This is a genomic window from uncultured Maricaulis sp. (assembly GCF_963975345.1).
GTDB lineage: Bacteria > Pseudomonadota > Alphaproteobacteria > Caulobacterales > Maricaulaceae > Maricaulis.
In genome coordinates this window covers 155,585-181,012 of sequence record NZ_CAXBGE010000003.1, presented here as the reverse complement: position 1 = coordinate 181,012, position 25,428 = coordinate 155,585, and the positions used below count along the sequence as shown (strand labels likewise).

Sequence of the window (25,428 nt, the reverse complement as noted above, 5' to 3'; positions counted from 1 at the left end):
GGTTATCATGGTGATTCGTGCGGGCCTTGAAATTTGGGGAGAGGCCGGCCGCAGGGCGAGATTGATGACCGGACAGACCTTCCAGATCGTGACCCTGATCGTCACACTCGGTGCCGTTGCTTTTGCGTTCGCGACCGGTATGTGGGCCTACCGGCTGACAGCCGGTGCCCGTGCCGCCCAGACCCTCTGGCGCCGGCGCACCTCAGACCTGGAAGACAAAATTTCTCGTGCCGACAGCGTGTTCGGGGCCCATCCGGGCCTGGTTCTGGTCTGGGACGAGCCGCCTTTCGACGAATCCGACACCGGTTGGGGCCACCCACGAATTTTCGGCTCCCCTGTCGCGCTGGCGTCCCTGCTGCGCTTTGCCGAAGCGAGCGACGGACCGGATCCGGCCAGCACGCTGATGGAAGGCTTGGCCGATTACGAAGCGCGTTCAGCCGGCGGTGGTGAGACGACCTTGCGCCTTCGCTTCCAGGATCTGATGCAGCAGGGCAGCCCCTTCTCATTGACCATTCTCGGCCCTGGTGGCCGTTTCCTGGAAGTCGATGGCCGCGCGGCCGGGACCCAGTTGGTGGTCTGGCTGTCGGATTCGACGATCCGTGGTCTTGAGGAATCCGGCGCCCGCGGACGCGTCGAAGAAGCGCAACGCTTGGTGAACAAGGACCCGCTGGCTTTTCTCGACATGCTGGGCCGCGCGCCCTTCCCGGCCTGGCGCATGAATGCGACCGGCCGCTTGGAATGGGCCAACCAGGCCTATGTCAAGGCCGTCGAGGCCGACCAGATCGACGATGTGCTGCTCAAGCAAACCACGCTCGATGCCGGCATGGCCGAACAGGCGGCCAAGGCAACGGCCAAGTCCGATGTCGTGGCCGATACCCGCGTGATCGTTATCGCAGGCCGCCGCCGGGCGATGCAGTTTCTGGTCTTCCCGGTTTCCGGCGGCGCCGCCGGTTTTGCCGTCGATGTCACCGAGGGCGAGGAAGCAAAATCGGCCCTGTCGCGCTTCCGCCGCGCCCATGACGAAACCCTCAACCACATGGCCGAGGCCGTGGTGGTGTTCGACCATTCCAAGCGCACCTCCTTCCACAACACCGCTTTTTCGAAATTGTTCAAACTCGACGAGGCCTGGCTCAATGACCGTCCGGGTCACGGCCCCCTGCTCGACCGCATGCGTGAAAAGCGTCTGCTGCCGGAACAGGCCGATTTCGCGGCCTGGAAGGCCACCGAGCTGGCGCGCTACGAATCGGCACCAGGCGACGAAACGCCAGACGAATTATGGCCGATGCCCGATGGACGCACGCTGCGCGTTGCGCGCCAGCGTCACCCGCTTGGCGGCCTGATGCTGATCTTCGAAGACAAGACCGACGAGCTGGCCCTGCGCGCCCGTTACAACACGCTGATCAATGTCCAGCGCGCCACGCTCGACAAGCTGCACGAGGCCGTCGCAGTGTTTGGCGCCAATGGCCGGCTGCAGCTCAATAATAACGCCTTCGAGCAATTATGGGGGTTCGACGCCGAGGAACTCGACGGACAACCGGATTTCGAGACCGTCGCGGAAACCTGTGCCGTGTTGTATGCCGACGACCGGGTCTGGAATGATATTCGCGGCCGTGTCACCGATCCAAGCCCGCAGGCGCGCAAACAGGTCACCGGCGAAATGCACCGTTCCGATGAGCGCGTCCTGACCTATCTCACACGGCCCCTGCCTGATGGCGCGACGCTGATCTGCTGGGATGATGTCACCGATAGCCGCCGCATCGAAGAAGCTTTGCGTGAGCGCGCTGAGGCGCTGGAAACCTCCGAGCGGATCAAGACCGAATTCGTCGAGCATGTGAGCTATCAATTGCGCACGCCGCTGACGACGATTGGCGGCTATGCCGACCTGCTCGCCCAAGGCTTTGCCGGCGAGCTGACCGACCGCCAGAAAGAGCCGATGGCGGCGATCCAGTCTGCCTCCTCGCATCTGGCCAAGCTGATCGATGATATCCTCGATATTGCCGCGATCGATGCCGGCCAGCTCGAACTCGATCTGGGTGATGTCAATCTCGAGGATGTGGTCCGCGAGGCGGCCGAACTGGTTGCAGCCCGCGCCGACCATCATTCGATCAAGCTCGACACGCGTATCGAAGGCGATCTCGGCCTGTTGCGGGCCGACCGCAATCGGCTGAAACAGGTCGCGATGAATCTGTTGTCCAATGCCCTGCGTCATGTGCAGCCGGGCGGCAGCATCACGATTGGTGCCCGCCGTGACGGCGATCAGCTCACCTTGTGGGTCAATGATGATGGCGAAGGCATCGCACCGGAAAAGCAGGCCAGCGTGTTCGACCGCTTTGCCCGCGGCGAGCGCGGCGGTGCCGGTCTCGGCCTGGCTCTGGTGAAGGATATCGCCCTGCTGCATGGCGGCTGGGTCGAGCTGAAATCAGAACGTGGCGAAGGCACACTCGTCGCCTGCCATCTCCCCGCCGAAGCGCGCAGCGTCGGGACGCCCAAGGAACTCGACCTCAAAGGCGTGCTGGTCGAGGACATGCTGGCCAATGACGCACGGATCGCTTCGGAAAGCTGACCGGTTTCGCCGGCCTTAGCCCTGGTGTTTCGGCATCCGGACGATCAGCCCGTCGAGCGCGTCGGTAACTTTGATCTGGCAGGACAGGCGCGAGGTTTCCGTCACGCCGTCAGCAAAATCGAGCATCGAGTCTTCCATCGCTTCGCGCGAGCCGGTCTTCTCGAACCAAGCGTCATCGACAAACACATGGCAGGTCGCGCAGGCGCAAGCGCCGCCACAATCGGCATCAATGCCGGGGACCATATTGCGGACCGCACCCTCCATCACCGACAGGCCATTGGCGACCTCGATGCTGTGTTCGGTTCCGTTATGTTCGATATAGGTAATCTTGGCCATGCGACGCTCCGGTTCTGCGGTTTGGAAATGAACAGCGTTCACAGCGATGTCAAGTTCAGCTTCACTGCTTGCGGTCGCGGGCGCGCTTCGTTAAGCGCGTTGCATGACTCAATCACGCAGCCTTTCCTTGACGGGCCTCGCTGACACGGCAGCCTTCGGCCACAGTCTGGCGATGGTCCTGAAAGCGCGCGACGTGGTGTTTCTGGTCGGCGATCTCGGCGCCGGCAAGACGACGCTGGCGCGGCAGATCATCGCCGATCTGTGCGGCATCGATGATGCCCCCAGCCCGACCTACACTCTGGTTCAGCTCTATGAGACCAATGCCGGCGTGCCGCTCTGGCATGTCGACCTTTACCGGATCGAGGCTGCCGACGAGCTTGAGGAGCTGGGACTGGACGATGCTTTTGATGAGGCGATCACGCTGATTGAATGGCCGGAACGGTTGGGCGCTGCGTTGCCCGCTGACCGGCTGGAAATTTCCATAGCCATGTCCGGCGCAGGCGTGGACACTGTCCGCAAGGCTCGGGTCACAGGGTTTGGAAATTGGAAGGATCGTCTTGATGAGTTCTGATCGCGACCAGGCGCGCTTTGCCTTTCTCGAACGGGCCGGATGGGGCGGCGTTGATCCTGTCGCTTTGCCGGGCGACGCCTCCACCCGCCAGTATTTCCGGCTCGCGCGCGGCGATGAGCGCGCCATGTTGATGGACGCACCGGCCCGCGCCGAAGCGCCGTGTTGCCCGCCGGACGCCACCGAGGAACAGCGCTCGACGCTCGGTTATAATGCGCAGGCGCGGCTGGCCGGATCGAACCTCGTCGCCTTTGCCGGCCTTGCGCAAGCTCTGGCCGAGCGCGGGTTTTCCGCCCCGCGCATTCTGGCCAGCGATGCCGATCAGGGTTTTTTGCTGCTCGAAGACCTTGGCGATGCGCTCTATGCCCGGCTCTTGCCGGGCCAGATGCATGAGGGCCGGCTCTATACCCAGGCCGTCGATGCGTTGGCGGCGATCTACCGCTGCTCGTTTTCAGACCGCGTCACACTGGATGGTCAGGAATGGCCGCTTCTGCCCTATGATGCCGTCGCACTGACGGCGGAGGCAGACCTCTTCCTCGACTGGTTTATCGGCCGCTATGCCGGCGTGACGATTGATGCGGTCGCCCGGGCCGAGTGGACCGAGATCTGGACGCGCGCCTTCCAGCGACTGGAAAACTGTGCGCCGGGTCTGGTGCTGCGCGATTTCCACGCTGAAAACCTGATTCATCTGCCCGAGCGTGAGGGGCATGGCTGTGTCGGCCTGCTCGATTTCCAGGACGCGGTGATCGGGCATCCGGCCTATGATCTCGTCTCGCTGATCGAGGATGCGCGCCGCAGTGTCGACCATAATCTGGCGATCCCGCTGAAGGCCCGTTTCATCGAGAAGGCCGGGATTGAGGATGCCGCCGGATTTGACGCTGCCTATGCGGTGCTCGGTGCCCAACGGAATGCGAAAATTCTCGGCATATTTGTTCGTCTCGCCGTGCGAGACGGCAAGCAACGCTATCTCGACCTGCTCCCGCGTGTGGCGCGCCACTACGTCACCAATCTGCAGCACCCCGCTTTGATGCCGCTTTTGATGTGGACCAAGGCGCATGCTCCGGCCGTCTTCGCGGAAGCGCACAAATGACCCGCATCGTGACCGGCATGGCGCTCGCCGCCGGGCTGGGCACACGGATGCGTCCCCTGACCAATGACCGGCCCAAGGCGCTGGTCGAGGTCGGCGGCAAGGTTTTGCTCGACTGGGCCCTCGACCGGTTCGGGGCGGCCGGGGTGGAGCGTACCATCATCAATGTGCATCATTTCGCCGACGCGATGGAGGCGCATATCGGCGCTCATCCGCGTGCGGCAAGCCTCACAGTGTCTGATGAGCGCGACTGTGTGCTGGAGACCGGCGGCGGCGTTGTGAAGGCTCTGCCCCTGCTCGGTGAGGACCCGGTTTTCATCTCCAATATCGACGCGATCTGGGTCGATGGCCCCGAGCCGGAACTGGAGCGGATGCGCACCGCTTGGGATCCGGAGCGGATGGATGTTCTCCTCTTGCTCGCCCCGATGCAGGCGACGCTCGGCTTCCATGGGGCTGGCGATTTCTTCCTTGGTGATGATGGCCGTGTTGCCTGGCGCGGTGAGGCGGAGCGCGCGCCCTTTGCCTATGCAGGCGTTCAGATCATGAAGCCCTCCATCATGGCGGGCCGGGCGGCGACCCGCTTCTCCATGACCGAGGTCTGGCGCGATCTGGTTCCGCGCGGCCGGGTGTTTGGCCTGCCGATGCAGAGCTTCTGGATGCATGTCGGTGATCCGGCGGCGGTGGCGGCGGCCGAGGCGCGTCTGACCGGATGAGCGAGAGCCTGTTCGATACGCCGGCCCCACGCCTCTTCACCCTGCCACCCCAGGCCGACTTTCTGCGATCCATCGCCCGCCGCCTGCGGCTTGAATTCAACGTCGAGGCTCATCCCGATGCGCTGACCCGTGTCCTGATCCTGACCCCGACCCGCCGTGCCGCCAAGGCACTCGGTGACGCCTTCGCCGAAGAGGCGGGCAATGGCGTTGCCCTGCTGCCGATGATCCGGCCGCTCGGCGATATCGATGTCGATGATCCGCCGTTTGAGCCGGGCGAGCTGGCCGGGATTGCGCCGCCAGCCGTCTCCAGTTCGCGCCGCCGGTTTGAGCTGGCGCGCCTGATTCTCGCCAAGGAAGCGGTGCTGGGGCGAGAGATCGGCATTGGCGGCGCGCTCGCCCTGGCCGAACCACTCGGCGCCCTGCTCGACGATCTGGCGACCGAGGATGTGAAGGATTTTTCGGTTCTCGATGAGGCACTGCAGGAGCATTTGCCAGCCGACCGCCGCGAGGCGGTGGAGTTTCTCAATATCGTCGGCGAGATCTGGCCGCAGCGTTTGGCCGAGCTCGGCCTGGTCGATAGCGCTGCACGGCGTTCGATTGTGCTTGGAGCCTTGGTCGAGCGCTGGCAGACACAGCCGCCATCGCACCCGGTTCTGGTCGTCGGTTCGACCGGCTCGATCCCGGCAGCGCGCGATGTGATGCGCTGTGTCGCGCAATTGCCGCAGGGCGCCGTTGTCCTGCCGGGCTTCGATTGGGATGCCGATGACAAGGCGTGGGAGCATATCGATGATTCCCACCCGCAGTGGGCGATGAAGGCTTTCGTCAGTGATTTCGGCATGCATCGCAAGCATGTCGGGCAATGGCTGGGCTCGGCGGAGGAGGCGCCGGCGCGGGCCCGGCGTCGCGTCATCGCCGAATCCCTGCGCCCCGCCAAGGCAACCGATGACTGGCTCGACCGCGTCGAGCAGCTCAAGCTGCAATATGGCGATGACTATTTCGCCCGTGGCCTCGACCGCCTCTCCCTGATAGAGGCGCCTGACCTGCTGGCCGAGGCCCGTATCTGCGCCCTCTTGCTGCGCGAGACCCTCGATACACCGGACAAGACCGCCATTCTCGTGACGCCGGATCGCGGTCTGGCGCGGCGCGTTGCTGCCGAGATGGACCGCTTTGGCGTCCGGCTCGATGATTCCGGCGGCGCGTCGCTGGCGGAAACCCATGCCGGGGCCTTCCTGCTGCGTCTGCTCGATGTCGCCGAAGATGCCGGCAGTGTCGTGGCGCTGTCGGCGCTGTGGGGCTCGCCGCTGTTTGCCGCTGGGCTGGAGCGCGGGCTGGTGCATGGCGTGCTCGGGAAATTCGAGGCCGAGGCGCTGCGTGGTGTCCGGCCCGGGCGCGACCTGGCATCGGTACGCGCGCGGCTGGACGGCAAATATGTCAAGCTGTTCGATGATGACCGCACCGCCATCGAGGCGATCCTGACGCAGATGGAGGCGGCTATGGCGCCGCTGGGCGCTGACGAGTTGCTCCCGGCTTCCGTCTGGGCCGAACGTCATGCCCGCGCCGCCGAAGCGCTGGCCTCGAGCGCGGATCGCGACGGGGCTGTACGGCTCTGGTCGGGCGAGGGCGGCGAGGCGGCGGCTGGCGTGTTGCGCGAATTGCTCGGCGAGACCGAAAGCCTGCCGCCGATGCGCCTGTTTGATTATGCCGGTGCCTTTCGGGAACTGGTGCGGGCGCGCCGCGTGCCGCCGCGTCTGGGCGTGCATCCACGTCTGCAAGTGCTCGGTCCGCTCGAGGCGCGCCTGATCCATGCCGACCGGATTGTGCTGGCAGGCCTCAATGAAGGCGTCTGGCCAGCGGGGCTCGGGGTTGATCCCTGGCTCTCGGCGGGCATGCGCGAAGCCTTGAAACTGGGCGCGCCGGAACGCCGCCATGGTCTGGCAGCGCATGATTTCGCCCAGCTGGCCTGCGGCGGCGAGGTCTTTCTGACCCGCGCCACCAAGGCCGATGGTGCTCCAACCGTCGCCTCACGCTGGGTCTGGCGGCTGAAAACGCTGGTTGAGGGCGCGATGGGGCGCGAGGCGGCGGATATCGCTTTGAAGCCGTCCGAGCCCTATGCCGCCATCGCCCGCGATCTCAACGCCCCCGGTCTCGGCCCAAAACCGGCGCCAAAGCCCGAGCCGCGGCCCCGTGTCAGCGCCCGGCCCCGCCGGCTGTCGATCACCGAAATCCGCACCTGGGTGCGTGACCCCTATTCCATCTATGCCCGCCGCATTCTCGGCATTGACCGGCTCGACCCGGCCGACATGCCGATCGGCGGTCGCGAGCGCGGCACAGCCTTGCACGACGCGCTGGAAGAAGCCTTCACGGACTGGCTGGAGGTCTTGCCGGAAGACGCCGAAGCGCAATTGGTCGCGGTGTCGCGGCGGCACCTCGTCAAGGCCGGCTTCGCGCCCGAGGAGCTGGTGGTCGAACTGCCACGCTTTGCCCGCGCCGCGCGCTGGCTGATCGCCTGGGAGCGCGCCCGCCGCGCTGAAGGCATCACCATCGCCAAGCTGGAAATCAGAGGCGAGTTGACGCTCGACGTGCCGGGCGGCGACTGGGTGCTCAATGGCCGCTCCGACCGCTTCGATCGCCATCGCGATGGCCGCATCGACGTGATCGATTACAAAACTGGCGGCGCGGCAACGGCGAAGGAAGTGGCGGCTGGTTTCGACCCGCAATTGCCGCTCACTGCTGCGATGGCGCGCAAGCCTGGCGCGTTCAAGGATTTCACCGGCGATCCGGCCGGGCTGTATTATGTGCGCCTGCCGGGCAATGCCATCGGCGGCGAAGAGACGCGGATCGACGAGGCAGGGCCCAAAAAGTCCCCGACGCCGAGCGCCGCCGAGATGGCCGATCAGGCGATTGCCGATTTGCGCGAATGGATCACTCGTTTCGATAACGAAACGGAACCCTATCTCTCCCAGCCGCGTGCAAAATACGTCAATGACTACAGCGATTACGACCATCTCGCCCGGCGCGGCGAATGGGCCAGTGCGCCCGGTGGCAGCGAAGAGGGGGGCGGCGAGACATGAGCGAGCCCGGCTTCGATCCCGCCATCATCAAGAGCGCCACCCTCGAGCAGGACCGCGCCGCCGATCCGGCCGCCAGCGTCTTCGTCGAGGCCAATGCCGGCTCCGGCAAGACCCGCGTTCTGGTCAACCGGGTGATCAATATCCTGCTCGACGAAACGCCGCCGGACCGGATCCTGTGCGTCACCTATACCAAGGCGGCCGCGGCGGAGATGAAGCAACGCCTGTTCGACCGGCTCGGTCACTGGTCGGTGATGCCCGACGACAAGCTGCGCGATGCGCTCACAGAGCTGGGACGCGACCAGCTTGACCCGGCCTCGCTCGCATCGGCGCGCAAGCTGTTCGCGATGGCGCTGGAAACGCCGGGCGGGCTGAAGATCCAGACGATCCACGCTTTCTGCGAAAACCTGCTGCGCCGATTCCCGCTCGAGGCTGGCGCGCCGCCGGGTTTCAAGACGCTCGATGAGAGCGAGGCAGCGAAAGTGGTCGAGCACGCGCGGCGGCGTACGCTGCAGGGTCTGGACCGCGACACGGTTGATATCCTGCTACAGGCCGGCGGACCCGACGCGCTGGGCAATATCCTGCGCTGGACCCGCTTCAATCGCCACAAGCTGCGCGATGCGCTCGAACAGGCCGGTGATGCGGATGCGCTCACCGGTCAGATGTATGCGCTGTTCGATCTGGCGTCCGGCACGACGTCGGCAGAACTGAAAGCGCAGGCGTGGGCCGCTGCACCGCATGCCCATCTCGCCGAAGCGGTGATCGTCTTGCGCAATTACGGCACGACCAACGATCACAAGATGGCGGTCATATTGGGTGCGGCGCTGAAGGCAGCCTCGCCCGACTTGGCCTTCGACACCTGCCTGCCTGCCTACTTCACCGCCAAGGGTGAGCGCAAACAGGCGAAATCGCTCGTTACCCAGACTTGTGCCAAGGCTGCGACGAGCTTGCCCGGTCTGCTCGAATCTGAAGCCGAGCGTCTGGAACTGGCCCGCGACCGCGTCCGTGCCGCCCAGGTCGCCGAAGCGAGCGCGGCAGCCTTGCGGGTCGCGACCCTGTTTCTCGAAGCCTATGAGGCCGAGATGCTGCGCCGGCGGGCACTCGATTTTGACGATCTGATCGTGCTGTCGGGGCATTTGTTGAGTGAGGCCAACCCGTTTTCCGGCTGGGTCGGCTACAAGCTCGATGGCCGGCTGGCGCATGCGCTCGTTGACGAGGCCCAGGACACGGCGCCCCGGCAATGGGACATGATCGCTTCGCTGACAGCGGAATTCTTTGCCGGCAAGGGCGCCAATGAAGACGCGCGCACCCTGTTCATCGTCGGCGATGAGAAGCAGTCGATCTACTCCTTCCAGGGCGCTGAACCGGCGCGCTTTATCGCCGAGGGTGATGCGCTGGGCGAGCGCAGCGATGCGGCGGGCCTGAAATTCGCCCGGCCCGGGCTGGATGTCAGCTTCCGCTCGGCGCCGGAGATTTTGCACGCCGTCGACCAGGCTTTCGCACCAATTGCGGCGACCGCGCCGGAAACCAAATTTCTCAATACCAATCCGGCCCGCCCCTTTGCTTTCTACCATAATCACAAGGCAGCCCGCGCCGGCACGCCGGGCTGTGTCGAGTTCTGGCCGGCCGTGCCGAAGCCGGAAACGGTCGAGGAAAACTCGATCTTCGATCCGGTTGATGCGCCCGGACGCGGCTCGGCCCGCGATATCCTGGCCCAGACCATCGCTGCGGAAATTCGCGCCATGCTCGATCGCGGTGATGCCGTCTGGCAGGAGATGCCGGGCCGCCGCTTCGAACAGCGGCCGGTGCAGCCCAAGGACATCGCCATCCTGGTCTGGCGCCGCACGGGCGGCTTCTTCGAGGAAGTGATCCGCCAGCTCAAACTGGCACGCGTGCCCGTCGCCGGCGCTGACCGCATGGTGCTGCGCGAACAGACCGTGGTGAAGGATTTGCTGGCGTTGGGGCGGCTGGCGATCACACCGGGTGATGATCTCGCGCTGGCTGAATTGCTCAAATCACCCTTCTTCGACCCGGTCGCCAGCACGGTGCCGCCGATTGATGATGCGGCCCTGTTTGATCTTGCCGAGAGCCGCCGCAACACCAATCGCGGCGCGCTGTGGAATGCGCTCTTCACCTCGAGCGATCCGCGCTTTGCCGAGGCCAAGACGGCGCTGACCGACTGGCGCAACAAGGCCGACAGCATAGGGCTGTATGATGTCTATTGCGGCTTCCTCAATGGCCGCAGCGCGACCGGCGAGAGCCGCTGGGCGCGCTTGCTGGCGCGACTGGGCGAAGAGGCGCGCGATCCGGCTGAGGTCTTCCTCGGGCGGGCACTGGAGCATGAGCGCGAGCATGGCGGCGCGATGGCGAGCTTCATCGCGGCGCTGCAAGGCGAAGAGACCCAGCTCAAGCGCGAGATGAGTACCGACCGTGACGAGGTCCAGGTGATGACTGTTCACGCCTCCAAGGGGCTGGAGCGGCCGGTAATCATCCTGCCGGACACGACGCGCTCACCGTCCACCGGCAAGGGCGAACCGATTTTCAGCCATCCCGAGGCCGGCCTGATCTGGTCGCAGCGCAAGGCCGAGGACCCGCCCGTGGTCGCGCAGCTGCGCGAGCTGGCGGCGGCCAAGGTGCAGGCCGAGCATGGCCGCCTGCTCTATGTCGCCCTGACCCGGGCACGCGACCGGTTGATCGTTTGCGGTTGGCGCCAAGGCAATGGTCAAGGCGGCTCGGTGGCGAAGGATAGCTGGTACACCCAATTGGCGGCGCAATGGACCGGCGAAGACTGGGCCGAATTTGACACCCCGCTCTCGGCGCGCGTCGAGGGGATTGGTGACGGCGTGCGCCTGGGCGAGGCACCAGCCGCGATGGGCGCGTATGATCGCGATGCGCAGCCCGCCGCCGCGATACCGGGCTGGGCGATTGAACCGGCGCTTGCCGAAGCGGGCGCTTTGCGCGCCATCGCGCCGTCACGCCTGCTGGATGATGAGGGCGGGTCCGAGGCGGTGATTTCTCCCCTGCTTGATCCGGGCGGCCAGCGCTTCCGGCGCGGCGAGGTGATTCACAAATTGCTTGAGACCCTGCCCGATCTCGATCCGGCCCGCCGCCGTGAGGCCGCGACCCGCTTTGTTGCGGCACAGCCCGATCTCGATCCTGCGATGCAGTCGGTCATAATCGAGGAAACCCTGGGCATTCTCGATCATCCGGCCTTTGCCGCCCTGTTCGGACCGGGCAGCCGGGCCGAGGTGGCGCTGACCGGCACCGCGCCGGGATTGCCACCGGGCACCAAGGTGCGCGGCCAGGTCGACCGGCTGGTGGTGACCGATCACGAAGTTCTGATCATCGACTACAAGACCAACCGCCCGCCACCGATTGATGTCAGCGGCGTTGCGCGGGTCTATCTCGGCCAAATGGCAGCCTACCGGGCCCTGCTGCGCAGTCTGCATCCCGGCAAGACGGTGCGTTGCGCGCTGTTATGGACGGATGCGGCACGGCTGATGGAGCTCCCCCCAGAGTTGATGGACGGCCTCCTGTCAGGTGCAAACGCTTGACGATTGCCCCGGCGCTGCTTACCTCCGCCTCATCCAATGAGTTCACAATAGTCGAACTCGTCCCGAACAAAGGAGTAGCCCATGGCGACGAAAGCGGTCAGCGATGATTCCTTCGAGTCTGATGTCCTCAATGCGGATCGTCCCGTTCTTGTCGATTTCTGGGCCGAATGGTGTGGCCCGTGCAAACAGATTGCACCCGCACTTGAAGAATTGGCCGAGGAAATGGCCGGCGAACTCACCATTGCCAAGGTGAATATCGACGATCATCCGATGACGCCGGGCAAATACGGCGTTCGCGGCATCCCGACCCTGATGATTTTCAAGGGCGGCCAGGTCGCTTCCACCAAGATCGGTGCGATGGCCAAGGGCAAGATCACCGAATGGGTTCGCGAGACACTTTCCGCGTAATCCAGATACGGCTGACAATATGAGAAGCGGGCCGCCCTTTCGGACGGCCCGCTTTTTTGTGCGCGGATTTTGTGGCGGATGCTTACTGGCGCGCCAGCTCGAGGGCGGTGTCCATCGCCTCGGCAGCATTGGCATCCACGTCCGGAATCACGCCATGGCCTTCGATCCGGCCATTCGCGAGTGAATAAAAGTCGGCGATCGGCAGGTAGAGCTGAAACCCGCCCGGCATGTCATAAACCCTCTGGGACAGCATCTGCCCGGCAGAGCGATGCCCGATCAAGGTTGCGCGGCCTGAGGCCTGCAGCGCATCGGCGGCGATCTCCGCCGCACTCGCTGTGCGTTCGCTGATCAGGACATAGACGGGACCCGCATAATGCACGTCGTCCGGATTGAGGCGGGCCAGGGTGAGGTCATTGGCCTGGGCTGAATCCCAGAAATCACGGATCGACCAGCCGGTCCATGGCTCAAGGCCCACGATATCCTGCGGCCCGGGCGCGCGATCCATGTGGGCGTTCCAGCCCTGCGAAACGAAGACCCCGATATCCAGCGGGGCATCGAGCACATGTTCCACAAGCGGTTTGAAGGCAAACATGCCACCGCGATTCGCACGCAGGTCGATGATCAGAGCCGCGGTGTCGCGAGCCGAGATATCATCATAGGCCGCATCGATCTGCTCGATCGTATCAATTCCCATCATCGTATTCACGGTGAGCACGGCGATATCGCCATCCCAACTCAATGCGGCTCCCTGACCGACGCGCAGCTGGTCGACCCAGTCTGTGATGGCCTCGGCATTGCGATCTTCGTGCCGCAGATCGACGTGCGAGAACGGGCCGGTTTCCCAGATGGCCTCGAAACCGTCTTTGAACGCCTCATCGTTCGTGGCCGTCTCAGCCAGATCCCGCACGGCGCTTTCGACAGCGGCGTAGGCCGGGGTGTCCAGCTCGGCGGGATTGTAGTGGTGGGCGTGCATGGTTGTGTCGATGGCGTCGGCCAGGGCGACATAGTCAGTGATCACAGGGGCCGTCTGTCCGAACGCTGGCGTGGCGAGTGCGAGGACCATGAGGGAGGCGGCAAAAAGTGGTGTGTGGGGCATCAGAAATCCTGTCCGGGCTGTCAAAGCGATAGACTTGGGATGCCTCTGGCTCGGAAATCGGATGCGGCCGGACTGCTAATGCCGGTGTGAACTGATCAGCCCGGCGTCTGGTGCGGCGCCGCGCCGCCCAGCGCCAGCGCTTCGCCGGCGAGATAGAGCGAGCCACCGATCAGGATGCGCGGTGCGGGCACTTCCTTGGCGGCATTCTTCATCGCCTGCAGCAGGCTGGTGGCAACTTCCGCCTTCAGGCCCACCGCATTGGAGCAGGCCGCGACATGTTCGGCCGGCTGCGAGCCGCCGCGCCCGGATTTGAACTCGACCGCGATCAGGCGGCGCGCCAGTCCGGCGAATTGGGAACACCAGCCCTCGACATCCTTGTGCGGCGAGAAGCCGGCGATGATCACCAGCGGGCGGTCTTCGCGCTCGTCCATGTCGGCGAAGGCGTGTGAGAGGACGGCAGCGGCGGCGGGATTATGGCCGCCATCAAGCCAGAGCTCGGCATTGTGGGCCTTTGCGATCTCGCCGAGCGGGCCGCGTGTGATGTTCTGCAGCCGGGCCGGCCAAGAGGTGTGGGCGATGCCGTCGGCGACACATTTTTCCGGCCATTGCAGCACGGCGGCGCAGGCGGCGGCGGCACCGGCATTCTCGACCTGGTGCGGCCCGATCAGGCTCGGGCGGGGCAGATCCCAGACGCGGCTCTCGTCTTCATACGTCAGGCGGCCATGCTGCTGATAGGCGCGAAAATCTTGGCCCCAGAGATAGGTCAGCGCGCCGACACGGCGGGCCTCCTTGAGCAGGGCTTCCTCGGCTTCCGGATCCTGACGCCCGATGATGGTCGGAACGCCGAATTTGCAAATCCCGGCCTTCTCGCGCGCGATCATGCCGATCTCGGCGCCGAGATATTCCTGATGGTCCAGGCTGATGGCGGTGATGACGCACAGGATCGGCTTGGCGATCACATTGGTGGCGTCGAACCGGCCGCCCAGTCCAACCTCGAGAATCAGCAGATCGGCCGGGTGCTCGCTGAACAGCAGGAAGGCCGCCGCTGTGGTGATCTCAAAGAAGGTGACCGGTTCGCCGAAATTGGCCGCTTCGCAACGCGCGAAGGCTTCGATCAGCGCCTGATCGCCGACCGGCTGGCTGTCGATCTGGATGCGTTCGTTGAAATCGACCAGATGCGGCGAGGTATAGACATGAACTTTTTTGCCGTTGGCGCGCGCCATCTGGGCCAGGTAGGCGCAGGTCGAGCCTTTGCCATTGGTGCCAGCGACATGGATCGTCGGCGGCAGCTGGTCCTGGGGGTTTCCGAGCGCCGCAAGCAGGCGCTGAAGGCGTCCCAGCGACAGGTCGATCGTCTTGGGGTGCAGCCGCGCGAGCCGCGTCAGCGCATCGTCAACGTCCTGGCGTCGGGCGCTCATGCGATCCTCCGTCCGCCGCCACATGATCGGGCGAGGGCGGTGCCAGCCGGGCCGGTGTCGAGCCGCTGGGCCGCTTCATCAAAACGCGCAGCATGCGCGCCAGGGTGGCCGGGATTTCGTGGCGGTGGACGACCTGGTCGATCATGCCTTTTTCCAGCAGGTATTCGGCGCGCTGGAAGCCTTCGGGAAGTTTCTCGCGGATGGTCTGCTCGATCACACGCGGGCCGGCAAAGCCGATCAGGGCGCCGGGTTCGGCAATCTGGACATCGCCGAGCATGGCATAGGAGGCGGTGACGCCGCCCGTGGTCGGATCGGTCAATACGACGACATAGGGCAGGCTCGCCTCGCGCAGCATCTCGACGGCAATCGTGGTGCGCGGCATTTGCATCAGCGAGAGGGCGCCTTCCTGCATGCGGGCACCGCCCGCTGCGGTGAAGACGATCAGCGGCGCGCGTTTGGCGATCGCGGTCTCGGCCGCCTTGATGAAGCTCTCGCCGGCCGCCATGCCGAGCGAGCCGCCCATGAAGGCGAAATTCTGTACCAGAACAACGGATTCGACGCCGCCAATACGGCCAACGGCAATCGCCATCGCATCGTCGCGCCCGGTCTTCTTGCGCGCCGCAGCGATCTTGGAGACGTAGGTTTTCTCGTCGCGGAATTTGAGTGGATCCTTGGGCACTTCCGGCGTGCTCAATTCCTCGAACGCATCATCAAAGGTGAACTGGAAGCGCCAGGCCGGTCCGATCCGCATGTGATGGCCGGCAGGCGTCACGAATTGGCCAGCCTCCAGATCCTTCTGGAACACCATCTCGCCCGAGATGGGACATTTGACCCAGAGATTATCGGGCGTCTCCCGCTTGGAGAAAATTTTCGACATCCCCGGAGGGGTGATCTTGGAGAGCCAGTTCATTTCCGAATCCCGATCCCTCATTGCCCAAATCTCATCGCTTCACGCCGTGTGTGGCGGCCGACAAGGTTTTCACCAATTTTACCGCGCCCGCAACACCGCCATCATGCATCGCATCTACAATCGCCGAACCCACGACCACCGCATCGGCGCATTGGGCGATAGCCTTGGCCTGTTCCGGCGTGCGAACACCGAAGCCGACCACGACCGGCAAGCCGCTCGCCGCCTTGACGCGCGCCACCGCATTGCCAACATCGGTGACCGCACCGGAGCCGGTCCCCGTCACGCCCGTCGTCGAGACGTAATAGACGAAGCCCGACGTGTTTTCGACCACTGTTGCCAGCCGCTTGTCGTCCGTCGTCGGGGTGGCGAGGCGGATCATCGAGATGCCGAGCTTGGCCAAATGCGGCCGCAAGACGCTGTCTTCCTCGGGCGGCAGGTCGACACAGATTAGCCCGTCAACACCGGCCTTGGCGGCCGCCTTGGCGAATTTCTCCCAGCCCAGGGAATGGATCGGATTGGCATAGCCCATCAGCACGATCGGGGTGGTCTTGTTCTGTTTGCGAAATTCGCGCACTTGTTCGAGTGTGCCGTTCAGCGTCATGCCAGCATCAAGTGAGCGCAGCGCCGCCGCCTGGATCGAGGCGCCATCGGCCATCGGATCGGTGAAGGGCATGCCCAGCTCGATTACATCGGCGCCGGCATCAGGGAGCGCCGCCAGCAGGCCGGCGCTGTCGCCATCGCCGGCCATGATATAGGCGACGAAACCGGGGCGGCCCCAGGCTTCCAGCTCGGAGAAACGGGTGGTCAGGCGGTTCTTCATGTCAGACGTCTGCTCCTGCGGGCGTTGGCCGATACCCTCTCATATCCTGAAAACTCACGCCTCACCCTTCTTCATCGCATCGACATAGGCGCGCAGGGCGGCGTTCATCCGTGTCTGGTAGCCTTTACCGCTTTCCTTGAAGAAGGCGATGATGTCCTCGTCAAGCCGCAAGGTGAGCTGCTTCTTGGACGGAGGTGTCCAGAGCACAGCCTTGGCGAACCAGGCCTCATCGAGTTCGGGGATGTCGGAATAATCGATATCCTCATCGGGCATGGCCGCGATCTCACGGATGCGGGCGCGTTGGGCATCAGTCAGTGGCGGCAGGTCCTCAAGTTTCACGCGCTTCAAAGCCATGGGATATCTCCCTTTCACGCCGGCTCGCCGGTCGGGCCGAGATCAGCCTTGTCCGACCCTCACGGTCCGTGTGCACGACGGCAACGACCAACAAGTCCTCGATCCGGCCGATCGTCAGGCTCCGGGCCTCTGTGCCAACACTTCGGGCGGGCAAGGTGAGGCACTGGCCGCTGAAGGCGCGCACGGCCAGCTCAAAGCCGAAGCCATGCTTGCGCCGGTTTGCGTCATCCTTCGCCGGATCCCAATCGAATTCCATGGATTGTAGCTACAGCTGTAGTCTCCATCAAGCATTTCCTTTTGTCAGAATACGATTGTGAGAACAAGCTACAATCAAAAGTTGCTATAGCTCAACCCCCAGCATCTCCGCCACCTGCGGCACGTCCTTGTCGCCGCGGCCGCACATATTCATCAGGATCATGCCCTTGGGGCCCAGCTCCTTGGCCAGATCGCGGACGCGGGCCAGGGCGTGGGCCGGTTCCAGCGCCGGGATGATGCCTTCGAGTTTGGAGCAGATCTGGAACATTTCCAGCGCTTCGACGTCCGTGGCCGAGAGGTATTCGGCGCGTTTCATGTCGTGCAGGAAGGCGTGCTCCGGGCCGATGCCGGGATAGTCCAGCCCGGCGGAGATTGAGTGGGCGTCGATGATCTGACCGTCATCATCTTGCAGGAGATAGGTGCGGTTGCCGTGCAAAATGCCGGGGCGTCCGCCCTTGAGGCTGGCGGCGTGCTTGTCGGTGTCCAGACCGAGGCCGGCGGCCTCGACGCCAATCAGGCGGACATCCTCATCATCGATGAAGGGATGAAACAGCCCCATCGCATTGGAGCCGCCACCGATACAGGCGACGCAGGCATCGGGCAGCCGTCCGGTGCGCTCGAGGATCTGGGCGCGGGCCTCGCGGCCGATGATCGACTGGAAATCGCGCACCATGGCCGGATAAGGGTGCGGGCCGGCGACGGTGCCAATGACGTAGAAAGTGTCATGCACATTGGTGACCCAGTCGCGCAGGGCTTCATTCATCGCATCCTTCAGCGTGCCAGTGCCGGATTTGACGGGCACAACTTCGGCGCCGAGCAATTTCATGCGGAACACATTGGGCGATTGCCTCGCGACATCGGTGGCGCCCATGAAAACCGTGCAGGGCAGGCCGAAACGGGCCGCGACCGTGGCTGTCGCGACGCCATGCTGGCCTGCACCAGTCTCGGCGATGATGCGGGTCTTGCCCATGCGCAAGGCAAGCAGCACTTGGCCGAGGCAATTATTGATCTTGTGGCTGCCGGTATGATTGAGCTCATCCCGCTTGAGCCAGACCTGGGCACCGCCAAAGGCTTCGGTCAGCCGTGCGGCATGATAGAGCGGGCTCGGCTTGCCGACATAATCGCGCAGGAATTCATCCATCGTTGCGATGAATTCGGGATCGACCTTGGCCGCTTCGTAAGCCGTTTCCAGTTCGAGGATGAGCGGCATCAGCGTCTCGGCGACATAGCGGCCACCGAAATCGCCGAAACGGCCGTTCTTGTCCGGCCAGGCCGAGAGCGAATTGGGTCGGGTGTCGACGGGCGCAGTCTCGCTCATGGCGCTCTCCTTCAGATCAGACCGGGCGCTGGGCTGCCAGCGCATCGGCAAAGGCTTGTATCCGTGCCGCATCCTTGACGCCGGGCGCCGATTCAATGCCCGAGGACACGTCGACCGCCTTGGCACCGCTGGCTGCGACAGCGGCGGCGACATTGCTGGCATCAAGCCCGCCGGACAAGAGCCAGGGCACAGAAAGCTCCAGATTTTTCAGCAGGGCATAATCATAGCCCTCACCCCAGCCGCCGGGCCGGTCGGCGCCTTTGGGTGCTTTGGCGTCAAACAGCAGCATGTCGGCGATGCGGTCATAGACGCGCACAGCATCGAGATCGGAGGCCGTCGCGACGGGGATCGACTTGATGATGCCGCGGCGCGCATAGGCCCGTGCCTGCACCACACGCTGCGGGCTTTCCGACCCGTGCAGCTGGATCCAGTCGGGCTGCATCGCATCGCGGATTTGAGCCAGCAGATCGTCATCAGGATCAACCATCACCGCCACAGTCTGCGTCCCCTTGGCCAGATGCGCCAATTCACCGGCCAAGCTGGGCGAGACGTGGCGCGGGCTGGCGGGGAAAATCACATAGCCGGTCCAGCGCGCGCCAGCCGCTTTGGCGGCGGCAACATCACGCCCGGTCTTCAGGCCACAGAATTTGATCTCGGTCATGACGATGGAGTTAGCGCCTCGCCGCCTTGAGGGAAAGCGGGTTGTGGGCGGTTGAGGCAGAAGGCCATCGGCTGGAACAGCATCCATTGCACAAAAGCCGCGATCTTGGCCTCCTTGGCGCGAGCCTTGTCGAACACCAGCCAGTGGCCCTCGCCATGGCCGGTCTCGTGGGCGAAGGGTTGAATCAGACTGCCGGCGGCAATCTGTTCGGCGAAATAGAGCGGCGAGACCATGACGGCGGCATCGCCAGCGGCAATCGCGGCAGCGACCTCCATGGTTTGGGTCTCCAGCTCCAGATGCGGGCGTTCCGGCAGACGAGACGCGTCGCCACCCGCTCCGGAAAGCCAGTCGCGCCACCAACTCATCGGTCCGATCAGGCGAAGACGCAGCAGATCGCCTGGCGTGGTGAAGGGGCCATACCGTTTGGCAGTGCGAGCCGGCACGAGCGCCGTCGCCGTGTCAGAGAACAGCCGGCGCGCTTCCAGCCCGGGCCAGTTTCCCGTGCCGAGACGGATGCCGATATCCGCATCCCCGGCCCGGATATCGACCAGCTCCGGACGGCTGTCGATCCGCACGGCGAGTGCCGGATTATCCACTTGGAAGGAGCCGATGCGCGGCACCAGCCAGTTGGAGCAAAAAGTCGGCAGGGCAGTGATCGTCAACACCGAGTCGCGGGCCTCGCGGACATCGCGGAATGTCCGCTCCAGCAGACGGAAAGCCTCCGACGTGCCGCGCGCCAATTGGGCACCGCGGGGCGTCAATTCGACATGGCGCGGCTTGCGCTCGAACACGGCAAAGCCGAGCCGGTCCTCCAACTGCTTGATCTGATAGCTGACGGCGGCCTGGGTCATCCCCAGCGCATCGCCGGTGCGGGTGAAATTGCCCAATCGGGCCGCGGTCTCGAAGACCCGGATGGCATTGATCGGCGGCAGACGGGAGACGTTACCCATAAAGACCACTTATGGCAGACCATTGAATACCCGTTGGTCAATGGCGCATTTCTCCCGCTATAGCAAGGTCACACTGATGATGGAGGGCGAGATGACGCTCTATGAATTGATACATGAAACCCAACCCACCCGGCCGCTGGACGCCAAGGCTCTGCGCTGGAAAATCGCTGGTGGCTGGATTGGCTGGTTCGAGCGCCTGCTCGCAGAGCTCGGCGACAATGCCGATTACCACCGCAAGGTTTAGGCGTTCACCCGAATACCCGGCGATGCCCGATGCCGATGTGCATTGGCCGGGTATGCGGTGCGATCCGGGGATGGGGATGTCCCGTTGCCGGAGGGCTCATCTCCCCCCTGTCCAATTGCGGTCAGGGCTTGAGCCTGCGAACCGTCAGTGACTGCGTTGTCACTGACGGTTCGCCCGCCGCGTTGGTGCGTCCGAGTGGTGTCCTATCGACACCCAGTCCTATAGCTCGTCATGGCCGACGACGACGAAGGCGTTTTCGTACCCCGCATATTGGCTGTTCGAGGAAATGATGAATTTGACGATGTCGAACCAGCCATAGACATCGGTATTGTATTGCTCGAACTGGTAATCGAACAGCGTCCAGCCGAATTTTGACGGGCGCGCCGGGGCGGAGTTCTGGCCGAAAAATCCGATCAGATCGCCCATGACATAGACCCCGATGACGCCATACCAGGTCGCGCTGGCGAAATTCAGCACAACGTCATAATTGGGCGCCTGGGTGAATGCGGCCGTTACGAGATTGAGTTTGTAGCTGGTGGCGCCGAATGTCGGCAGACCGTTATATTGATCCTGAACGTAGATGGAGTAGTTCCGATTGGAGTTATGGTAGGCGACACTGCCAGGCGTACTGTCCTGCCAAGCCATCGGAGCGCCGAGCTGGATGTCGTTATTGATCCGGTTGAGCAGCACGATCTTTGAGCGGACGGCGCCCAGCGTCTGCATATTTGAGGATGATGTCACAGGATAGTTGGCGAGCAACGCCTTGAGGGCGTTGAAAACGGCCGTCGGATCGTTGTTATTGCCGTTCCAGTCATCAATCTTCAGCGACATGATGACGAATTCCGAGGCATTGGCACCAAGGAAGGCCTTGCACTCGTCCAATAGTGACGGAAAGGACTGATATTCATTGACGCCCGAGCCGCTCCCGAGGTCCCCATGGCAGGTCATGAAAGTGTAGTCGCCTCCCGATTTCATAACCTTCAGACGGACATCGAGGAGACGGACGCCTCCTGTGAGCTGGTCCGTGATCGAAAACCGGTGACAGGCATAGGGCGTGTGGATCGTCGTGTTGATCGCGGCAGAATCATGGGTTCCGGGCAGATTGATTTGGCCAATTGGAAGCGAGTCTGGCAGAGCCGCGAGCCAATTCGATTCACCGACGCTGGCTGGATGCAAATCGACGATGGCGTAGCGCATGAACACTTGGGAAAAGCCACCCGACAGCGTCATGACAATCTCATTATCGCCGGCTCTCAGCATGGACGCCGGAACGGACCAGACCATGTCGTAGAAGCTCGTAATATGAGGGTCGAAGCCACTGACAAGAAGTGTGTCGTTGACTGTGATGTTGATCGGGCAGTTGGTGGTGCCGTTCACAAGGGAGCTGCACAATTGGAAGATCAGATTGACCCCCTGCTGCTGATCCAGCCGAAGGTTAAATTTGAAATACCCACCGACCGTTGCGATCGTCCAACAGGTATAGGGCGGGTTGAATCCACAGCCGACATATTGCGGCAATGAATAATTGGCCGTCGCCGCCGGGTCTGGGGTGGTAAAATTGATCGTTTGTTTCATATCCACGGGAAGTCTCCTCACTCCGCTCCCCAAAGGGAAGATCGGTGCCTGAGCAGCTATGGCTGAGATGCAACAGGCAGCCCCGACCCCAAGCGGATCTGACCCTGAAGCAGGCTCGTGCACGGGCTGTCCTGGTCTGTAGGGCACCCTCTCATGCCACGCTCTCTGAAGGAGAGCATATCGAGAACCCTTTAGGTTGTCTATATCCATCAAGTTCCCTTAGCGTGCATTGTGGGTGTCACATATGCACCAGATCAGCGCTGTTGCTAAAGGGATGTGCGGTTGGGGATGTCCGTGACAGGCATTATGGCGGGACCGGTATATCCACAGGCCCAGTGGAAAACATTCCCGAGTGCCGCCCGTCTCATCGCGGTCCGAACACGGTGCGGAAGATCAGACTCCAGCGCGGTGGCTTGCCAAGACGGCCATACACAAGACGGCCACACAACAGAGCGCACGCCCAGCCAAGCTGATTACCGCAATTCGTTCAGGGAAAGCGGGCAAGAGCCAGCGGCCAATGCACGGCATCAATCGGGCTTGTCAGGTAGCAAGCTGAGCACGTCACCCTCAAGATAAGACGCACATCAGTTTCTAACTCCGCGAAGCGTCGACGCGCTCGCGCAATTCCTTGCCGGTCTTGAAGAAGGGTACGTGCTTTTCCTTGACGGCAACACTGTCGCCGGTGCGCGGATTGCGACCGACGCGGGCCGGACGGTGACGCACCGAAAAAGCGCCAAAGCCGCGAAGCTCAACGCGTTCGCCGCGAGCCAGGGCCTCGGTAATATCATCGAGAATGGTATTGACGACCCGTTCGACATCCCGGTGGTAGAGATGGGGATTGGCTTCGGCAAGTTTGTCGATCAACTCGGATTTGATCATGCGACATCTCCACGCCTGAAAGATCAAACTTGACGCTTGCACGCGCCCGCGTCAATGCGCCAGATTCAAAAAAAAGCGGCCAGAGCTAGAAGCCCTGGCCGCAATTTCTACGCAACCCCTAAGGGTTTGGCTGATTTACTCGCCTTTATCGGCATCCTTCTCGCGCATCGCTGCACCGAGAATGTCACCGAGCGAAGCGCCGGCATCGGATGAACCGTATTGCTGGACCGCATCGCGCTCATCGGCGATTTCAAGCGCCTTGACCGAAAGCGAGACACGGCGCGAGGCCTTGTCGATATTGGTGATGCGGGCATCAACCTTGTCGCCAACCGCAAAACGTTCCGGACGCTGCTCGGCACGATCGCGCGACAGGTCGGACTTGCGGATGAAGGCTTTGACGCCGGCATCGTCGCCGAAGGTAACCTCGATACCGCCCGAGGTGATTTCAGTGACCGTACAGGTCACGGTGTCACCGCGATTGGCACCGGTGGAATCCATCGGATCGCCAGCCAGTTGCTTGATGCCGAGGGAGACGCGTTCCTTGTCGATATCGACATCGAGAACTTTCGCATCGACCATGTCGCCCTTCTTGAAGGCTTCGATGGCTTGCTCGCCTGATTGATCCCACGAGATGTCGGACAGGTGAACCATGCCGTCGATTTCGCCTTCCAGGCCAACGAACAGACCGAATTCGGTGATGTTCTTGACTTCGCCCTGGATCTGCGAGCCCGAAGGATAATTCTCGGCAAACACTTCCCAAGGATTACGCTGGGTCTGTTTGACACCCAGCGAGATGCGGCGCTTGTCGGCGTCGACATCGAGAACCATGACTTCGACTTCCTGGGAGGTCGAGAGGATCTTGCCTGGGTGGATATTCTTCTTGGTCCAGCTCATTTCGGACACGTGGACCAGGCCTTCAACGCCTTCCTCGAGTTCAACGAAGGCACCGTATTCGGCGATATTGGTCACGCGGCCCTTGAAGGTGGCGCCGACCGGGTATTTGGCGGCAACGCCTTCCCATGGATCGGACATCAGCTGCTTCATGCCGAGCGAGATACGCTGGGTCTCTTTGTTGATCTTGATGATCTGAACTTTGACGTTCTGACCGACTTCAACGACTTCGGATGGATGACCAACGCGGCTCCACGACATATCGGTGACGTGCAGCAGGCCGTCAATACCGCCGAGATCGACGAATGCGCCGTAATCGGTGATGTTCTTGACGATACCGTCACGGGCTTCGCCCTCGGCCAGCTGGCCGACGAGTTCAGCACGCTGTTCGGCACGTGATTCTTCAAGCACGGCACGACGCGAAACGACGATATTGCCGCGCGGACGGTCCATTTTGAGAACGGCGAAAGGCTGTTCCTGGTTCATCAACGGGCCGACATCGCGCACGGGGCGGATATCGACTTGCGAACCTGGCAGGAAGGCGCTGGCGCCGCCCAGATCGACCGTGAAACCACCCTTGACGCGGCCGACGATGGCACCGTTGACAGGTTCTTTCTTTTCGAAGGACTGCTCGAGGCGATCCCAGCTTTCTTCGCGGCGAGCTTTGTCGCGCGACAGCATGGCTTCACCGAGGGCGTTTTCAATGCGCTCGAGGAAGACTTCGACTTCATCGCCCACTTTGGGGGCTTTGGAACCAGGACCGGTAAATTCGCGGACCGGAATACGGCCTTCGGTCTTGAGACCTACGTCGACAACGACGGCATCATTTTCAACTGCAGTGACAATGCCTTTGATGACTTGGCCTTCGGCAAGGTCGCGGCCGGCCAGGCTCGCTTCGAGCATGGCGGCAAAATCGTCGGTCGTCGGGGTAAGGGTTTCGGTAGACATGTAAGAGGTTGCTCCAGAATGCGATGCGAGCCGCAAAATGCGGGATAAGTCGCATCGCTGGGCCAGTTTGGCCCGGCAAGGGGTTTTTCCATGGGCACCCACCTCAAGGCCCGCAGCGATGGTAAAATCGCGCGCAATTTGAAGTCGGTAAGCCCGGTTTGATGACCGTCAAAGCCCTTGTGGATCACGCGTTCTGAGCGTTTTCCACAATGCGTATGGCCGCAGCGATCGCCGCGTCTATACTCAAGGACGAGGTATCAAGCAAGGTTGCGTCGTCGGCAGGGCGCAGGGGGGCGTCGGCCCGGCCGGTATCGCGACTATCGCGTTCGCGGGTCTGGTCGAGCACGGTTTGATAGCTGATCGGATCGCCCTGCGCCGTCAATTCGCGCCAACGCCGGTCGGCGCGGGTCTCGGCATTGGCGGTGACGTAGAGCTTCACGTCGGCATCGGGACAGATCACCGTGCCGATATCGCGGCCGTCGAGAATGGCGCCGCCAGGCCGCAGGGCAAATTCACGCTGCAAGTCGTAGAGCGCTGCACGCACGGCCGGCAGCGCGGCGACACGCGAGGCCATGGCGCCGGCCTCTGCGGTGCGGATGCGGTCCTCATCGATCGCGGTGATATCCAACGCGCGGGCCGCGCCCGCTGCTGCCCCAGCATCGGCCGGGTCAATCTTCGCGTCGATCACGGCGATGGCTGTCGCGCGGTAGAGCGCGCCGGTGTCGAGATGCGGCAGGCCGAAATGGCGTGCCAGCGCCTTGGCAATCGTGCCCTTGCCCGAGGCGAGCGGACCATCAACGGCGATCATCATG

The 25,428-nt window shown here is 63.2% G+C and carries 22 protein-coding genes; 8 read left to right on the top strand and 14 right to left on the bottom strand.

From position 1 onward, the window contains the following. Positions 1-64 precede the first annotated feature (64 nt). Entirely contained in the window at positions 65-2,563 is a 2,499-nt protein-coding gene (locus tag AAC029_RS04140) for an ATP-binding protein (RefSeq protein ID WP_339744263.1), read from the top strand. 15 nt (positions 2,564-2,578) lie between these two features. On the opposite strand, the gene AAC029_RS04135 is transcribed toward AAC029_RS04140, so the two are convergent. Continuing rightward, on the bottom strand, positions 2,579-2,899 hold the full coding sequence (locus tag AAC029_RS04135; protein WP_339744261.1) for a 2Fe-2S iron-sulfur cluster-binding protein: 321 nt from the start codon (positions 2,897-2,899) through the stop codon (positions 2,579-2,581). 103 nt (positions 2,900-3,002) lie between these two features. Here AAC029_RS04135 and tsaE point away from each other — a divergent pair, with 103 nt between their 5' ends. From tsaE to trxA, 6 genes are all read left to right on the top strand, one after another. Then, positions 3,003-3,470, top strand: coding sequence for a tRNA (adenosine(37)-N6)-threonylcarbamoyltransferase complex ATPase subunit type 1 TsaE (gene tsaE, locus AAC029_RS04130; protein ID WP_339744259.1), 468 nt, complete (start codon positions 3,003-3,005; stop codon positions 3,468-3,470). Beyond that, complete coding sequence (locus tag AAC029_RS04125; protein ID WP_339744257.1) at positions 3,460-4,557, top strand: phosphotransferase; 1,098 nt, start codon at positions 3,460-3,462, stop codon at positions 4,555-4,557. Before tsaE ends, AAC029_RS04125 begins: the two co-directional genes overlap by 11 nt. Further along, a complete protein-coding gene (locus AAC029_RS04120; RefSeq protein ID WP_339744255.1) occupies positions 4,554-5,267 on the top strand; it encodes a nucleotidyltransferase family protein in 714 nt (237 codons plus the stop codon). The genes AAC029_RS04125 and AAC029_RS04120 overlap by 4 nt, the downstream gene beginning before the upstream one ends. Then, entirely contained in the window at positions 5,264-8,338 is a 3,075-nt protein-coding gene (gene addB, locus AAC029_RS04115) for a double-strand break repair protein AddB (protein WP_339744253.1), read from the top strand. The genes AAC029_RS04120 and addB overlap by 4 nt, the downstream gene beginning before the upstream one ends. Then, positions 8,335-11,889 (top strand): double-strand break repair helicase AddA, encoded by a 3,555-nt coding sequence (gene addA, locus AAC029_RS04110; protein ID WP_339744251.1) that lies wholly within the window; start codon positions 8,335-8,337, stop codon positions 11,887-11,889. Before addB ends, addA begins: the two co-directional genes overlap by 4 nt. 81 nt (positions 11,890-11,970) lie before the next feature. Continuing rightward, positions 11,971-12,297, top strand: a complete 327-nt coding sequence (gene trxA / locus AAC029_RS04105) for a thioredoxin TrxA (RefSeq protein WP_339744249.1) — start codon at positions 11,971-11,973, stop codon at positions 12,295-12,297. 82 nt (positions 12,298-12,379) lie between these two features. Here trxA and AAC029_RS04100 read toward each other — a convergent pair whose 3' ends face one another. From AAC029_RS04100 to AAC029_RS04060, 9 genes are all read right to left on the bottom strand, one after another. Beyond that, positions 12,380-13,393 (bottom strand): S41 family peptidase, encoded by a 1,014-nt coding sequence (locus tag AAC029_RS04100; RefSeq protein ID WP_339744247.1) that lies wholly within the window; start codon positions 13,391-13,393, stop codon positions 12,380-12,382. 95 nt (positions 13,394-13,488) lie between these two features. Further along, positions 13,489-14,811 (bottom strand): folylpolyglutamate synthase/dihydrofolate synthase family protein, encoded by a 1,323-nt coding sequence (locus AAC029_RS04095; protein WP_339744245.1) that lies wholly within the window; start codon positions 14,809-14,811, stop codon positions 13,489-13,491. After that, a complete protein-coding gene (gene accD, locus AAC029_RS04090) occupies positions 14,786-15,721 on the bottom strand; it encodes an acetyl-CoA carboxylase, carboxyltransferase subunit beta (protein WP_339744243.1) in 936 nt (311 codons plus the stop codon). Before accD ends, AAC029_RS04095 begins: the two co-directional genes overlap by 26 nt. 31 nt (positions 15,722-15,752) lie before the next feature. Then, a complete protein-coding gene (gene trpA, locus AAC029_RS04085; protein WP_339744241.1) occupies positions 15,753-16,541 on the bottom strand; it encodes a tryptophan synthase subunit alpha in 789 nt (262 codons plus the stop codon). 54 nt (positions 16,542-16,595) lie between these two features. Next, positions 16,596-16,895, bottom strand: coding sequence for a BrnA antitoxin family protein (locus AAC029_RS04080; RefSeq protein ID WP_339744239.1), 300 nt, complete (start codon positions 16,893-16,895; stop codon positions 16,596-16,598). Beyond that, positions 16,870-17,151, bottom strand: a complete 282-nt coding sequence (locus AAC029_RS04075; protein ID WP_339744237.1) for a BrnT family toxin — start codon at positions 17,149-17,151, stop codon at positions 16,870-16,872. Before AAC029_RS04075 ends, AAC029_RS04080 begins: the two co-directional genes overlap by 26 nt. A gap of 84 nt (positions 17,152-17,235) precedes the next feature. Further along, on the bottom strand, positions 17,236-18,468 hold the full coding sequence (gene trpB, locus AAC029_RS04070) for a tryptophan synthase subunit beta (protein ID WP_339744235.1): 1,233 nt from the start codon (positions 18,466-18,468) through the stop codon (positions 17,236-17,238). Positions 18,469-18,484: 16 nt separating this feature from the next. After that, on the bottom strand, positions 18,485-19,129 hold the full coding sequence (locus tag AAC029_RS04065) for a phosphoribosylanthranilate isomerase (protein ID WP_339744233.1): 645 nt from the start codon (positions 19,127-19,129) through the stop codon (positions 18,485-18,487). After that, a complete protein-coding gene (locus tag AAC029_RS04060) occupies positions 19,126-20,079 on the bottom strand; it encodes a LysR substrate-binding domain-containing protein (RefSeq protein WP_339744231.1) in 954 nt (317 codons plus the stop codon). Before AAC029_RS04060 ends, AAC029_RS04065 begins: the two co-directional genes overlap by 4 nt. A 40-nt stretch (positions 20,080-20,119) precedes the next feature. Here AAC029_RS04060 and AAC029_RS04055 point away from each other — a divergent pair, with 40 nt between their 5' ends. After that, a complete protein-coding gene (locus AAC029_RS04055; protein ID WP_339744229.1) occupies positions 20,120-20,323 on the top strand; it encodes a hypothetical protein in 204 nt (67 codons plus the stop codon). A 219-nt stretch (positions 20,324-20,542) separates the two neighbouring features. On the opposite strand, the gene AAC029_RS04050 is transcribed toward AAC029_RS04055, so the two are convergent. The 4 genes from AAC029_RS04050 to cmk all read right to left on the bottom strand — a co-directional run bounded on the left by AAC029_RS04050 (position 20,543) and on the right by cmk (position 25,427). Beyond that, on the bottom strand, positions 20,543-21,904 hold the full coding sequence (locus AAC029_RS04050; RefSeq protein ID WP_339744227.1) for a hypothetical protein: 1,362 nt from the start codon (positions 21,902-21,904) through the stop codon (positions 20,543-20,545). A 585-nt stretch (positions 21,905-22,489) separates the two neighbouring features. Continuing rightward, entirely contained in the window at positions 22,490-22,777 is a 288-nt protein-coding gene (locus tag AAC029_RS04045; protein ID WP_339744225.1) for an integration host factor subunit beta, read from the bottom strand. 135 nt (positions 22,778-22,912) lie between these two features. Then, complete coding sequence (gene rpsA / locus AAC029_RS04040; RefSeq protein ID WP_339744223.1) at positions 22,913-24,616, bottom strand: 30S ribosomal protein S1; 1,704 nt, start codon at positions 24,614-24,616, stop codon at positions 22,913-22,915. 184 nt (positions 24,617-24,800) lie between these two features. After that, the gene (gene cmk, locus AAC029_RS04035; protein ID WP_339744221.1) at positions 24,801-25,427 is read right to left on the bottom strand and encodes a (d)CMP kinase; all 627 of its coding nucleotides are present in this window, start codon (positions 25,425-25,427) and stop codon (positions 24,801-24,803) included. Position 25,428: the final 1 nt, after the last annotated feature.

Bases quoted from the DNA above. Each gene is read 5' to 3' on its own strand.
- AAC029_RS04140 (WP_339744263.1), top strand. From the start codon at position 65: ATGACCGGACAGACCTTCCAGATCGTGACCCTGATCGTCACACTCGGT.
- AAC029_RS04135 (WP_339744261.1), bottom strand. From the start codon at position 2,899: ATGGCCAAGATTACCTATATCGAACATAACGGAACCGAACACAGCATC.
- tsaE (WP_339744259.1), top strand. From the start codon at position 3,003: ATGACTCAATCACGCAGCCTTTCCTTGACGGGCCTCGCTGACACGGCA.
- AAC029_RS04125 (WP_339744257.1), top strand. From the start codon at position 3,460: ATGAGTTCTGATCGCGACCAGGCGCGCTTTGCCTTTCTCGAACGGGCC.
- AAC029_RS04120 (WP_339744255.1), top strand. From the start codon at position 4,554: ATGACCCGCATCGTGACCGGCATGGCGCTCGCCGCCGGGCTGGGCACA.
- addB (WP_339744253.1), top strand. From the start codon at position 5,264: ATGAGCGAGAGCCTGTTCGATACGCCGGCCCCACGCCTCTTCACCCTG.
- addA (WP_339744251.1), top strand. From the start codon at position 8,335: ATGAGCGAGCCCGGCTTCGATCCCGCCATCATCAAGAGCGCCACCCTC.
- trxA (WP_339744249.1), top strand. From the start codon at position 11,971: ATGGCGACGAAAGCGGTCAGCGATGATTCCTTCGAGTCTGATGTCCTC.
- AAC029_RS04100 (WP_339744247.1), bottom strand. From the start codon at position 13,393: ATGCCCCACACACCACTTTTTGCCGCCTCCCTCATGGTCCTCGCACTC.
- AAC029_RS04095 (WP_339744245.1), bottom strand. From the start codon at position 14,811: ATGAGCGCCCGACGCCAGGACGTTGACGATGCGCTGACGCGGCTCGCG.
- accD (WP_339744243.1), bottom strand. From the start codon at position 15,721: ATGAACTGGCTCTCCAAGATCACCCCTCCGGGGATGTCGAAAATTTTC.
- trpA (WP_339744241.1), bottom strand. From the start codon at position 16,541: ATGAAGAACCGCCTGACCACCCGTTTCTCCGAGCTGGAAGCCTGGGGC.
- AAC029_RS04080 (WP_339744239.1), bottom strand. From the start codon at position 16,895: ATGGCTTTGAAGCGCGTGAAACTTGAGGACCTGCCGCCACTGACTGAT.
- AAC029_RS04075 (WP_339744237.1), bottom strand. From the start codon at position 17,151: ATGGAATTCGATTGGGATCCGGCGAAGGATGACGCAAACCGGCGCAAG.
- trpB (WP_339744235.1), bottom strand. From the start codon at position 18,468: ATGAGCGAGACTGCGCCCGTCGACACCCGACCCAATTCGCTCTCGGCC.
- AAC029_RS04065 (WP_339744233.1), bottom strand. From the start codon at position 19,129: ATGACCGAGATCAAATTCTGTGGCCTGAAGACCGGGCGTGATGTTGCC.
- AAC029_RS04060 (WP_339744231.1), bottom strand. From the start codon at position 20,079: ATGGGTAACGTCTCCCGTCTGCCGCCGATCAATGCCATCCGGGTCTTC.
- AAC029_RS04055 (WP_339744229.1), top strand. From the start codon at position 20,120: ATGGCGCATTTCTCCCGCTATAGCAAGGTCACACTGATGATGGAGGGC.
- AAC029_RS04045 (WP_339744225.1), bottom strand. From the start codon at position 22,777: ATGATCAAATCCGAGTTGATCGACAAACTTGCCGAAGCCAATCCCCAT.
- rpsA (WP_339744223.1), bottom strand. From the start codon at position 24,616: ATGTCTACCGAAACCCTTACCCCGACGACCGACGATTTTGCCGCCATG.
- cmk (WP_339744221.1), bottom strand. From the start codon at position 25,427: ATGATGATCGCCGTTGATGGTCCGCTCGCCTCGGGCAAGGGCACGATT.